Source organism: Streptococcus bovimastitidis, from assembly GCF_001885095.1.
Taxonomy (GTDB): domain Bacteria; phylum Bacillota; class Bacilli; order Lactobacillales; family Streptococcaceae; genus Streptococcus; species Streptococcus bovimastitidis.
In genome coordinates this window covers 580,202-593,988 of sequence record NZ_LZDD01000001.1, presented here as the reverse complement: position 1 = coordinate 593,988, position 13,787 = coordinate 580,202, and the positions used below count along the sequence as shown (strand labels likewise).

Genomic DNA, 13,787 nt, shown 5'->3' with positions numbered 1-13,787 from the left:
AAAATGAATAAGAAAAAAATGATTGGCGCTGGGGCTGTCCTTGCCTTAATTTTTAGTGCCTGCGGCTATGAACTTGGTCAATATCAGGCTCATCAAGCTCAAGAGAATTCAGTGTCTTATGTGGACGCTGACAAGGCTGGCAAAAATCAGAAGAGCCAGCTCGCTTCTGAAAAGAATCCAGATGACATCAGCAAAGAGGAAGGCATTTCAGCTGAACAAATTGTTGTTAAAATTACAGACAAAGGCTACGTAACTTCCCACGGTGATCACTACCATTACTACAATGGTAAAGTGCCTTTTAATGCCCTCATTAGTGAAGAGCTCTTAATGAAAGACCCTAACTATGTCTTTAGGAAATCCGATGTGGTTAATGAAGTCAAAGACGGTTACATTATCAAAGTTGATGGCAAATATTACCTCTACCTCAAGGATGGTAGCAAGAAGTCGAACCTAAGAACTAAGGAACAGATTGCTGAACAAGCTGCCAAGGGGGCAAGAGAAGCTGAGAAAAATGGTCATGAATCTGCTTCTGGCAAAGGCTATAAAGCAGCAGGTCATGGCGGAGCTTCTGCACAAGAGATTATAGCGGCTAGGAGACAAGGTCGTTACACTACTGATGATGGTTATATTTTTAATCCAAACGATGTTATTGAAGATACTGGCGATGCCTATATTGTACCTCACGGTAATCACTTCCATTACATTCCTAAAGGGGAATTATCAGCCAGTGAATTAGGTGCAGCACAAGCAGTCTGGGCAGCGAAAGCAGGCAAATCTTCTGGTCATAAGGGCGGTTCTGGTAGCAAAAGTAAACCAATTCCGATATCAACTGGTGGCGGAAGCTGGACACCGGCTCCAATAGGTGGTCATAAAAATGCTCCAATTTACTACCCAAGTGTTCCAAATACACCCGTTCCAGCTCCGCATCACACTGGTGGTCACGGTACTAAACCAAACCAACCAGCTCCAGTGGTTGATAAAAATCATGTCTCTTACCAAGATTTACTTCATCAATTGTATAAGCAACCAGCCAATAAACGTCACCGTGAAGGCGACGGCTTGGTCTTTGACCCAAATGCTGTTACCAAATTAACTAGTCGTGGTTATGTTATCCCACACGGTGATCACTGGCACGTGGTACCAGAAAGTGAATTATCGCCGCTTGAAATTTATTTGGCAAGGATGCACCTTGCCGGTCAAACTCAGGTTGACAAAGCGACAGCTGAGAAACTTCTTGGCCTTGAAGGAGCTAAAACCCCGGTTACACCGACACCTGCTGACCACAAGCCTGAATCTCCAAAAGAAAAAAACGGCAAGATTAATCTTTTAGATGGTAAAATCACTAAAACAAAACAAGGTAAGGATGGCAAGCCATACAGCACAGACGATGGCTACAAGTTCAATATCGACTCGATCAAGTCATACGACGAGGACGGCATTATTGCTGACCATGAAGGGCATGAGCACTATATTCCATACAGTGAATTAGAAGACAGCGAGTTGAAACAAGTTCAAGACGCTATTAATGCTAAGGATAGTAAGATTGGTAAGGTCGATGACGGACACTTCAGCAAGGAAGAAATTGCTAAGAAATTAATGTATCTTTCTCTTCAAAATGTTGTTCCTTTAGAAAAACTTAAAGTAACTGGAGATAAAGTGATTATTCCCCATGGTAATCACACCCATACTGCTGAATTAAAAGATATTCCAACAAATCTATTACCTATTCAGTTTGAAGATCAAGAGGAGTATGAAACATTGATTCTGCAATTAAAGATGGGGAAAGCTAAGAATGATTATCAAACAAGCGATATTATGCGTTCTGGTTCGGAGCTAATCATTTATCTAAAAAATGGTACAACCAAACGTGTTCCTTTAAATGACATAAAACTCCCTCTAGATTATCAAGAAGTAGACTTTTCTAAACTTGTGGCGGAAGTTGATCCTAATGATGAGAAATTAGACTATATTGCTAAACAGTATAAGGTTCCGAGAACGCGCTTTATGATTTTAGGTGACATTGTAGTTGTACCAGATAAACCATCAGTTTCTCTTAAATTAGTGAACGTCAATGATCCAATTATCTATACACTTCGAAACGATAAACCCAAAAAACCTGTCGAGCAAGAAGACTTAGAAGAGGATGATGTTGCAGAAGATCTAGATACAGATATAAGTAAACCAGAAGTTACTACTCCTAGTTTACCTGGAGACGAAGGAATTGAAGAACCGGAAGAAGTAGATCCGGATGAAGCTAGACTTCAATCTCTTGCAAACCAATATGGCTTAACAGTTAATGACTTCCAAAACCGGATTATGCAATTATCATTCAAATACGGGGTAAGTATGGAACAAATTCAATTCGGAACATATTTAACCTTTAACGCAAATGGTAAAAGTATGACTTACGATATTATTAATCAAAGCTTTATTAACTAGTATCATGATTTAAACTCTCTCCTAAAAATAGCAAGAAAGGACTGCCCTGATTGGAGCAGTCCTTTTAGTGTATTTGTAATTGTAAAACTTATTAGAAATAAGCTAAGATTGTTGCGAAAATTAAAGCTGGTAACATGTTTGCAACGCGCATCTTTTTACCCCAAACAATATTGAGGCCGACACAAAAGATGAGAATAGAACCAACAAGGGAAATGTTTGATAGGGCAATAGGTGTCATAAAAGGTTGCACTAAACGGGCTAAAATGGTAATAGCACCTTGAATGACAAGGACTGGGATGGCTGAAAAAATGGCTCCTTTCCCTAAAGAAGTCGTCAGAACGATAATGATTACAAAGTCTAAAACACTTTTTGTCATTAGAATACTAATGTTACCTGAAATACCATCTTGCACAGGACCAATAATGGCCATAGCACCAATCGAAACGGTTAAGGTAGAAGTGACAAAGGCATTGACAAAGTCAGGGTCTTTACTAGAACCAGTTTTGGCTTTAAGCCAATAGCCAACCTTATCAAAGTTAGCTTCAATATTTAAAAATTCACCTAGAAGACTTCCTAAAGAAAGGCAACCGACCACGAGTAAAGCGTGCTCACTTGTCAAACCATCATGGGCAATTTTTAACATCCCTGGCATGGCACCAGAAATACCAATAAAGAGGACACTAACCCCCGAAGCCATATTAAGACCATCTTGGTGTCTATCATTTAAATATTTGCCAAAGAGAACACCAAATACACCCGCTAATAGAATAGCTATTGTATTTATAATCGTTCCCATACCGATAAAATAGGTCATCTTGCTTAATCCTCCCAAAGCATCTATGCTTATTATACAATAGGAGTTTAACTTGTCAATAAAATTTTTAATAATTATTCTAAAAATAAAAAATAAAGATAATTCCCAATAATGCCAAATATTCGGAAAAATAGCTATTTCATAAGGTTTTATGAAATTGACGAAATAAAGATGAATATTCTAATAATGTATAATTAGACAAAAAAGAAGGTGGAAAATGGCTATTGTTATGGCAAAAAAATACAAAAGAGTCCTAACTTTACAAAAACGCTTACAAAAAAAGAGGAGAATGATGTTATGATAAAACACATATTTTAGGGAATTTTATTTACCATTTTAGTCCTAAGTTATTATTTTTATTATAAAGGGCAACTTTACAAATATCTTTTACCGTGTTAGCTTATAAGAAAGAACTATCTTGTGAAATGGAGAAGATGGATGATACAATATGAACAAATTGCTGAAGATATTAGACGAAAGATTTTAACTGAAAACTATAAACAAGATCAAAAAATTCCAGATCAATTTCATTTATCAAATGAATATCAAGTAAGTCGAATGACAATTCAAAAAGCCATAAATCTCTTAAAAATTGAAGGGTTTTTATATTCTAAACGAGGAAAAGGTACCTTTGTTTCTTTCCCTGCACTACAACAAGACAAATATGGAACTGATGTAGGTACAATCGTTGGAACCTCAAGCTACTTTTCACATCAAGGTAAAATGAGCAGCTACATTATTTCATTTGAAGTTCGCTTTCCGGTTCCTGAAGAAATGACAAAGTTAAAAATCAGGGCTGATCAAGCAGTCTACGATATTATCAGGCTTCGCTATTTGAATGATCAGCCATTTCATTTGGAGTATTCAATATATCCTATCCACATCATTAAAGATCTTAATCAGGAAGTACTTGATAATTCTATTTATAAATATATTATTGAAGATCTAGGATTAGAAATAGGATCTGGAATCAGACAAATTAGAGCCGATAAGCCAGATCAATATGACCATGATTATTTAGACTGTAAAGAGAATGACCCTGTTTTGGAAATTGAGCAAGTCGTCTTTCTAAAAGATGGTCGCCCCTTTGAATATTCACAGACGCGAGCACGCTATGATAAAGCATCTGTTAATTATATTGATTTTAGATAGATAAATTATATGTAAAGGCTAAAACTTACATGGGAAACGAGTAACCTATACAAAGGTTACTTGTTTTTATATACTTATTAAGAAAACGATTACAAAACAAAAGGAGTCAAAAATGGAAAAATTCTTTTGGGGAAACTCGGTTTCCAGTATGCAAACAGAAGGCGGATGGGACCAAGGTGGTAAATCTTTATCAGTATATGATGTTAGAGTGCCTAAAGATGGCCTGAGTGATTGGCATTTTGCTAATGACAATTATAATCATTACACTGAAGATTTTGATTACATGCAAGATTTAGGTATGAACATGTATCGCTTCCAAATTTCATGGTCGCGTGTCGTTAAAGATGGTGATGGCGATTTTAACGAGGAGGGTATCGCTTATTATTCCAAATTCATCGATGATTTATTAGCACGTGGCATTCAACCGATGATTTGTCTTTATCATTTTGATATGCCTTTACATTTGGCAAAAGAATACAATGGCTTTATGTCAAAACATGTTAAGGATTCTTTTATTCGTTACGGTAAAGAAATGGTTGATCGTTTTAGTGATCGGGTTAAATATTGGATTACTTTTAATGAACAAAATATTTTCCACTTCAGTGAAGGCTTTAATATTGCTGGTTACGAGAAAGGTGATAAAACAACACAAGACCTTTATCAAATGGCTCACAATGTTATGGTCTGTCATGCTGAAGTGACTAACTATATTCATGAAAAAACAGATGCTAAAATTGGTGGGATGCTTGCTTATTCAGAAGTTTACCCAGCTACTTGTGATCCGGAAGATATCCGAGTTGCCCGTGAATGGGATGAATTTGTTAACCATACTTTAGTGGAATGCTTTGTAAATGGTCGCTATTCAAAACAACATCTGGCATATGCAAAAAATAATGGTATTGATTTAGGCATTATTGAAGGTGAGATGGAAAGTATTAGCCGTATGCGAAGCGATTTTATGAGTTTTTCATATTACAGTTCAACTACCATTTCGGCAAAACAAATTCCAAAAGGCACTGCCCCAAATTTCTATCTTGATTTCGGGAAAGTCGAAAACCCATATATTGGAACAACTGAGTGGTCTTGGCAAATTGACCCTCAGGGTTTTAGAGATGTTCTAAATAAATTGTACCAACGCTACCAAATTCCAGTATTCCCAATTGAAAACGGAATTGGTGTCCGTGAAACTTGGGATGGTACAAACCAAATTGAAGACGATTACCGTATTGACTATCATAAAGAGCATTTAAAAGCCATGTATGACGCTATGAATAAAGATGGCGTCGAAGTCATTGGATATTTAGGATGGGGCTTGATTGATATTTTAAGTTCTAAGGGAGATATGGAAAAAAGATACGGTTTAGTTTATGTTAATCGTAGTAACCAAGACTTAAAAGATATGAAACGAGTACCGAAAAAAAGCTACGCTTGGTTTAAAGAAGTAATTGCGAGTAACGGTGCTTCACTTTACAAGAATTAAAGGAGTTCACAAATGGGAAATAATTCAAAAGTTGATAAATTTTTAGAAAAATTCGCCGAATTCTCAGCTAAACTTGGAAATCAGATTCACTTAAGAACTTTACGTGATGCATTTACAACAATAATGCCCCTTTTTATCTTAGCTGGCTTAGCTGTGCTATTAAATAACGTTGTCTTTACGACTTTCTTCAAAGGTGAAACCTTAGCACAATTTCAGTCTTACGGTAATATGTTAACTAATGGTTCACTAAATATTGCTGGACTTTTGGTAACACCCTGTATTGCTTACTTCCTATCTCTTCATCGAGATTTTGATAAGCCTATTAGCTCAATTGCTGTAGCGCTTGCCTCCTTATTTGTAATGCTACCAATGGAAAAATCAATCTTACCTTTAGCAGCCAAAAAAGCAGTTGCAGTCTCTGGGCTTGTCACTTTTGATGAAATTGGTACCAAAGGTCTCTTTGCTGGAATCATCATTGGAATGTTAGCAACAGAGATGTTCATTGTACTAGCTAAAAGTAATAAATTTAGGATCAATCTAGGGGAAGATGTTCCGCCTGCAGTCGGTGAATCTTTCTCAACTATGATTCCATTAATTTTAACGGTTTCATTCTTTGCTTTAATCTCAGCAATCCTACTCAATGTTTTCCATACTGATATGGTGACGATTATTACCAACTTAGTTCAAGAACCACTAAGAAAAGTTAATACATCACTATTTGGTTACCTTCTAATCTATTCAACAGGTAATTTCCTCTTTACTCTCGGAATTCACCAATCTGTCATTAATTCGACCTTGACTGAACCAATGATGCTGTTAAATATGAATGAAAATATGGCTGCCGTCCAAGCGGGTAAAGAAGCACCACATATTTTGAATTCTGCTTTCCAAACTTGCTACGCTCAAATGGGTGGAACAGGTGGCACATTTGCCCTAATCTTGATCGTACTTTTAGCTGTAAACTACAAACCCTTCAAAGATATCATTAAACTTTCAGTAGGACCTGGTCTCTTTGAAATCAACGAACCAATAATCTTTGGTTTCCCAATTGTCTTCAACTTACCTATGATTATTCCATTTGTACTAAGTCCAGTCATCGGCGCTTTAATCGGCTATTTTGCAACAGTCATTGGTTTTGTTAAACCATTAACAGTAATGGTACCGTGGACAACACCACCATTAATTAGTGGATTCCTTGCGTCACAAGGTGACATTAAAGTTGTAATTCTTCAAATAATTATCTTAATTGTAACTGGTTTATTCTACTGGCCATTTGTAATCGTTGCGAAAAAAGCAGCCATCAAACAGTCAGAATTAGAAATGGAAACAGAGGTGTAACTATGAAAAATGTAATGATCTTTTGTAATGCTGGTATGTCATCTTCATTAATGGCCAAAAAAGCAAGTAATCTCTTAAAAGAAAAAGGCAAAGATATTCATGTTGATGCCACAACAACCAGTGATGCTAAAAATATTGTTAATAAAGATTTTTATGATTTATACTTAGTAAGTCCACAAACAAAAATGTATTTCAAACCAATCACTGAATATGCAGAGCCTCATCAAAAACCAGTAGATAATATACCATTTAATGCCTATGTACCAACACCTGCTGGATTAGAAAATCTTACTAAAATTATCTTGAACCATTTAGATTAAGAGCAAAGAAAGCAGATGAAAATCTGCTTTTTTTAAGATATTTTTGACAATTTACGGTATACTAAAGAAAAAGTCGGAGGCAAACGTTATGGAAACAGTAACTATTCAAATTAATGATCAAGATTACAACATGCTAAAAGCTACTGCAGAACTTAAACAGGTGACTGTAGAAGAAGTGACACAAGAATTAATTCACGATAGCTTAACATTGAGCTATGAAAAGTCAGAAAAAGAAGCGGCAGAACGTATTCATAAAGACCATGATGAAGCACAAATTGATAAAGCTGCCAAACCAGAAAACCAATCAACCACCGCACCAGAAATTGCGCGTGATATGGGAATTACCATTTAATATGATTTTATCAATATGCTACTTTTAATAGAGATTTGGGACGTCAGTGACTCCTGAAGGATTCTATGACTTATTTTCGAGCTAATATCTTGAAAATCCCCAGATATTGAATCTTGCAGATTCAATATCGATACCGTAAGTAAAAGCAGTAATTCATTTAAAATATTATCCTTACTCCTAGCCTTCAAGTAAATCAGCTTGAGGGCTTATTTATTGTGGCAATTTTTCATGTTCATTCTAAAATTTTCAAAAAATGAGTGTAAACGTTTTAAAAATAACTTTTAAAAGTGGTATAATGAGGTGTATGCGTCACTTCAGGGTGACCAAAACTATTGAAATTCTGCTTTTTTCATTCGTCTTCAAGGTCATTCTTAATCGATGTCAATTTTAAGATTCCATTCTGGTCAATGGTGACTTTAAATTCTTGGTCATCCTTGATGCCGGGGTCATCTATAGTATTTGAATTTGAATCTCATTTTCAACATCATTTGCTTTAAAATAGTTAATTATTGATATCTCCTTTATATGAAAATATCCTATCTTGAGTTTTCCGTCAATAGCAAAAATGTCTTACATTCAATGCTTTCTAATAGTTCTTTTTTTGTTTCTAGGTTATGATATTGGTAGCTTATTTCAAATGAAAGATAAAGGAGTTAGTAGATGACAGCACTTTATGATTTTTCTGTCAAAGGGCAGGATGGGGAAGAGGTTTCGCTTGAGGAATTTCGTGGCAAGATTGTACTCATTGTTAATACGGCGACGGCTTGTGGGTTAACCCCCCAATATCGAGGGCTTCAGGAGCTTTATGAGTGTTTTAAAGATCAAGGCTTTGTCATTCTTGATTTCCCTTGTAATCAGTTTGCTGGGCAGGCTCCTGGGACTGCTGAGGAGATTAATAGTATTTGTGAGCTTAACTATCAGACGTCATTTCCTCGCTTTGCTAAACTTAAGGTAAATGGTAACGAGGCAGATCCTCTTTATGTCTGGCTCAAATCTCAAAAGAGTGGCTTGCTCGGAAAGACTATTGAATGGAATTTTGCTAAATTTCTCATTGGTCCTGATGGACAGGTGCTTGAACGTTTTTCCCCTAAAACGGAACCAGATAAAATAGTTTCAATTATTGAAAAATTATTAAGTTAGAAGAGACTGAAAAGTCTTTTCTTTTTTGATGCTTTCTAATAGTGAATTTTTATCATCTGGGGTATGATAAAGTTAGAAAATATCATTTATCAGCATCGTTAATTAATTGTCTGATAATGGGTGGCAAAAAATGACAATTGTTCCACATCTTTGGTTAGATGGTAATGCTATCGAAGCTGTAACGACCTATACCAAGTTATTTAAAGATTCTAAAATTACTTGGCAATACACATTAAAAGATACACCATCTGGTGATTGTGACTTGATTTCTTTTGACCTTGCCGGACATTCCATGGCAGCTATTGCAGCTGGTCCTTATTTCCAACTTAATGAAGCTATTTCAATCATGGTCGGTGTTCAAAGTAAAGAAGAAATCGACCGCTTGTATCAAACGCTTTCACAAGGTGGTCATGATTTGATGCCTTTGCAAGAATACCCTTTTAACCCTTACTATGTTTGGGTAGCTGACCGTTTTGGTTTGACATGGCAATTATTGTTGATGCCAGATCAAGAAAAAACCTATAGCTTTGAATATTCTCTGCTCTTTGCAGGTAACAATTGTGGTCGGGCAGAAGAGGCACTCAATTACTATGCTGATGTCTTTTCGACTAAACCTAATATTATTGTTCCCTATCCTCCAGGTCAGGCTCAGGATCCACGCGCCAAGGTTGCTTATGGTTCAGTGACGCTTGATGAAACCTTTTATACGGCCATGGACCACGGTTATACTGGCGACAAGGCCTTTAATGAAGCTTTCTCTTTCATGCTGTATTGTGACAGTCAAGAGGAATTGGATTATTATTGGAGCAACTTATCAGTAGTTCCAGACGCTGAGCAATGTGGTTGTTGTAAAGACCAATTCGGTGTTTCATGGCAGATCATTCCGGATTGGTTAAGGTCTTTTTATGGGAATAGCAGCGCTGCACAGATTGAGGCCGTATCAAAAGCCATGATGCCAATGAAAAAATTAGATGACTTAGCTTTGCGACAAGTATTAGCTGAAGTTGAATAACAAAAAACTAAAATAGTTGTGACCACTTTTCTGGTTTCAGCTGTTTTAGTTTTTTTCATATAGTAAGCATTTATTAAAATTTTAATATCATATTCAAATTATCTGTAATAAATTAAATATGATATAATTATAAGATAGGATGAAAGCGTTTTAAAACAAGATTAAAAGGAGATTTTGCCATGTTTAAAAAAACTAATAATAAGTATGCTATTAGAAAACTCAACAATGGAGCAGGTTCTGTGGTCATTGGTGCTATCGGTATGATGGCCCTTTGTGGTGGCTTTGCTCGAACTGTTTCAGCTGAAGATGTTGCTGCTGCTGCAAGTACACAACCTCAAGCCATTACAACAGTTGCACCTGCTAATCAATTATCACCTGCAGTTGCTTTGGCAGCGACGCAACCAGCAGTTGTTGTAGCTAATCCTGATGCTGTTGTTACAAAAACAACAACACCAACACCTGATCCAACAGCACCAGCAAAAGTTGAAGATACAACAGTAACTGTAACAGAACCAGCCGATCAAGTGAATCAAGCGGTTGAAGGAGGTACCCACACTGAAACGTCAACGCGCCGTGGTGACACACAAAGTTTTGATGCACAAGGTTCAACGACAAAAACGATTGTTCAAACCGGAGTTGATGGAAAAACAACAGTTACTTATCGTGTTGTTTATGATTATAACGGAAAAGAAATTGCCCGTGATGTCATTTCGAGCACAAGTAACCCTTCTGAAACTCCAGAGAAAAGCAATTATACACCAGATATAGTTGTCGACGAGCATGAAGTCTTTAATCATTATGTTCCAGGTGATGCCCCATATACTGGCAGTGTAATCGAACCAAAATTTGCTACTCCAATGCCAATCCCAATTGGCCCTGGTATTTCAATGAAGCTTGATGATATTGTTTGGACAGATGGTGTTACAAAAGAATTTGCCCAAAACATGGTATTCACTTTTAATACTTGGGATGAGTTTATCACTAAAAACCAAAATGTACCTGGCTTTAGTCTCTTCCTTGACTTCTTGTTAGCTCAAGAAAAGTATCGTGACCCTTTCACTGAAGCAAGTCATACAACACCTCCGAACTATAATGGATGGGATCCTAATACTGGAGAACAACTTTATACTGACCCAACTGATATCCAAGAAATTATCGATCGTTCAACTAATGGTAAGAATTCATACGATGGGAACCAAGTTGATTTAAGAAATTATTCCTTAAAAGATAAAATTGCCCTTTTAAATGAAAAATTCTATACAGCCCCAGTCTATTACCCTGAAGGTACTCTCGTAACAAATCCTGACGGTTCAATTGTTTATGATGAGTTCGGTAATCCAACCTATTATCCAGCAAATACACCAATGCTAAAAGAGGATGGTACGCCATTAACTGTAAGAGATCGTTTGGTTCAGACTTTCCAATATTACCTCAATATCAGAGAATATTGGAAAGCACATGAAGACATTAAACGCGATGTCATTGTTCGTTTCAATCCTAATTTGAAATCAAGTGAAAAAGTTTTAGTTCAACAGGGTCAAGATGGACGAATCGAATATGCTCACTTTGACTATTATGCTAAGTATATTGATGGTCCTGGGAATATTTATATTGGACCTGGTCCAATGGTTGCTATGTCTGTAACACCAGGAACTAGTACACCAATTTCTACATCAACAACTGATGAAAATGGTATTCGCTATATCGTCAATAACATGACAGGTAAAAAATACATTGATGCGAATTCTTATTTCCTCATGTCAGAGTTGACTAAGAATGTTGCACAAAAGAATTTTTCATATTCAAGCATGCAAGTTGGTGATATTTATAAGAAAATATTACCATATTACGTAGGTACACAAGTCCAAAATCCAAATTTTGATATTAATCAACCTGAATCACCAACAAATCCAAGATTCATTACTGAGTACAGTGTTCAGGAAATGCCTTTGGATGTTATCATCACACAATTTATGCAAGCGACACCAGATATTTACGAGTATGGTGTTGATGCCTTTACATCTACAGCAACAGTATTACCTCGTACAGATCTTACTTTAACAGATACTGAGACATTAGAAGTACCATTTAATACTGAAGTTCGTTACAATCCTAGCTTGAAACCTGGAGAAACACGAATTGTTCAAGTTGGTAGCAATGGAACGACTGAAGTAACTGTTACTTATGATTCAGCAACGGATACCTATCCAAAAGATATCATTGAAACAGTTATTAATACTCCTGTTAACCAAATCATTGAAGTTGGAACAGGTGTTACTGGCCAAGCCTTGGATCACTCTTTAGAGGTGATTGATTACGCGATTGAAATTGTTTATGACAGCAACGTGGCTTCAGGAACAGTACAAGTCGACCAAAAAGGGGTTAATGGTTATAAGGATGTTCTGACAACCACCGAAACACTTAATGGACAGGTTATTGGCACCGCCCAAACAACAACCAACCAAAAGGATCCTTTAAATACAATTATTCGTGTTGGTACTAAGATTGAGCCAACTCCTGAAAAAAATGTTGTTGTAACACACGAAGAAAGTGTTCAACCACAAATCATTGAGTACCGTTACAATGACCAACTTGCTGCTGGGACAAGTAATATTATTCAAAAAGGGCAAGATGGTTATACGGTTAAAATTATTAGCCAACCTACTGTAAACGGTGTTCCTCAAGGTGATTCAACGGTACAATTGGTTACTCAAGATGCCGTTAATACCATCATTGAATTAGGTACTAAACCTGTCGAAGTGATTAAAGAGGTACCGGTTGAGGTTATCAAGGAAGTACCTGTTGAAGTCATCAAAGAAATTCCGGTTGAAGTGATTAAAGAAGTCACTGTCGAAGTCATTAAGGAAGTTCCAATCAACGTTCCAGTCGATAAGATTGTTGAGGTGATTAAAGAGGTTATTGTAGAAGTAACCAAGGAAGTTCCGGTTGAAGTGATTAAAGAAGTTCCGGTCGAAGTGATTAAAGAAGTCACTGTTGAAGTCATTAAGGAAGTTCCAATTAATGTACCTGTTGAAGTCCAAGTTGAAGTCATCAAAGAGGTAGTCGTAGAGGTCATTAAGGAAATTCCAGTTGAGGTTATTAGAGAAGTTCCTGTTGAAGTGATTGTCGAGAAAGAAGTTCCGGTTGAAGTCATCGTTGAGAAAGAAGTATCAGTTGAAACAACAATTACTGTCGAAACAACTAAGGATAAAATCGCTTACCCAACTGAAGTTCGTAAGAATCCTGACCTACCTGCCGGTGAAGTTCGCATCATTCAAAAAGGTGTCTTCGGTGAATCTTCTGTCACTACCAAGACAACTGTTGTGACTAAGAATGGACAGTCAACAACCACTAAGACTGAAGATATTTCAGCAATAATCGATGCCGTTGCCGAAGTGATTGAAGTAGGTACCAAAGTTGATATTCCAGTTGTGCCACCAGTTGAACCAGAAACACCAACGGATCCAGTTGTTCCGACAGAACCAACTATTCCTGTAACACCTCCATCTAAACCGTCTACACCACCTGTTAGCCCTAAACCAGAACCAATAGCGACAGTTCTCGCACATTATCAAGCAGCACCTGTCCAAAAAGAAGCTTCTCTTCCGGTTACTGGTTCTGAAGATCAAGCAGTAGTGATGACATTAATGTCACTATCAAGCTTAGCTTTAGGTTTTGCTCTTCTAAAAACTCCTAAGAAAAATGAAGACTAAGTCAAAAAGCAAATTTTAAGCAAAAAA

General features: G+C 36.7%; 10 protein-coding genes. 9 read left to right on the top strand and 1 reads right to left on the bottom strand.

Translation table 11 applies throughout. The annotated features are described in order from the left end of the window. Positions 1-3 precede the first annotated feature (3 nt). Complete coding sequence (locus A9Q68_RS02870; protein WP_071793163.1) at positions 4-2,439, top strand: pneumococcal-type histidine triad protein; 2,436 nt, start codon at positions 4-6, stop codon at positions 2,437-2,439. 91 nt (positions 2,440-2,530) lie between these two features. Here A9Q68_RS02870 and A9Q68_RS02865 read toward each other — a convergent pair whose 3' ends face one another. Further along, the gene (locus tag A9Q68_RS02865) at positions 2,531-3,253 is read right to left on the bottom strand and encodes a DUF554 domain-containing protein (protein ID WP_071793161.1); all 723 of its coding nucleotides are present in this window, start codon (positions 3,251-3,253) and stop codon (positions 2,531-2,533) included. 438 nt (positions 3,254-3,691) lie between these two features. On the opposite strand from A9Q68_RS02865, the gene A9Q68_RS02860 reads away from it, so the two are divergent. The 8 genes from A9Q68_RS02860 to A9Q68_RS02825 all read left to right on the top strand — a co-directional run bounded on the left by A9Q68_RS02860 (position 3,692) and on the right by A9Q68_RS02825 (position 13,760). Beyond that, positions 3,692-4,405 carry a GntR family transcriptional regulator gene (locus A9Q68_RS02860; RefSeq protein ID WP_071793159.1) on the top strand — a complete coding sequence of 238 codons (714 nt, stop codon included), beginning with the start codon at positions 3,692-3,694 and terminating at the stop codon, positions 4,403-4,405. A gap of 112 nt (positions 4,406-4,517) precedes the next feature. Then, positions 4,518-5,885: a glycoside hydrolase family 1 protein gene (locus A9Q68_RS02855; protein ID WP_071793157.1), complete on the top strand. Its 1,368-nt coding sequence runs from the start codon at positions 4,518-4,520 to the stop codon at positions 5,883-5,885. Between the two features lie 12 nt (positions 5,886-5,897). Beyond that, positions 5,898-7,223 carry a PTS sugar transporter subunit IIC gene (locus tag A9Q68_RS02850; RefSeq protein ID WP_071793155.1) on the top strand — a complete coding sequence of 442 codons (1,326 nt, stop codon included), beginning with the start codon at positions 5,898-5,900 and terminating at the stop codon, positions 7,221-7,223. A gap of 2 nt (positions 7,224-7,225) precedes the next feature. Next, on the top strand, positions 7,226-7,543 hold the full coding sequence (locus tag A9Q68_RS02845; protein ID WP_071793153.1) for a PTS cellobiose transporter subunit IIB: 318 nt from the start codon (positions 7,226-7,228) through the stop codon (positions 7,541-7,543). Between the two features lie 88 nt (positions 7,544-7,631). Next, positions 7,632-7,895: a hypothetical protein gene (locus tag A9Q68_RS02840; protein WP_071793151.1), complete on the top strand. Its 264-nt coding sequence runs from the start codon at positions 7,632-7,634 to the stop codon at positions 7,893-7,895. Between the two features lie 660 nt (positions 7,896-8,555). After that, positions 8,556-9,035, top strand: a complete 480-nt coding sequence (locus A9Q68_RS02835; protein ID WP_071793149.1) for a glutathione peroxidase — start codon at positions 8,556-8,558, stop codon at positions 9,033-9,035. A 130-nt stretch (positions 9,036-9,165) separates the two neighbouring features. Continuing rightward, positions 9,166-10,047: a VOC family protein gene (locus tag A9Q68_RS02830; RefSeq protein ID WP_071793147.1), complete on the top strand. Its 882-nt coding sequence runs from the start codon at positions 9,166-9,168 to the stop codon at positions 10,045-10,047. Between the two features lie 179 nt (positions 10,048-10,226). Beyond that, complete coding sequence (locus tag A9Q68_RS02825) at positions 10,227-13,760, top strand: G5 domain-containing protein (protein WP_071793146.1); 3,534 nt, start codon at positions 10,227-10,229, stop codon at positions 13,758-13,760. Positions 13,761-13,787 lie beyond the last annotated feature (27 nt).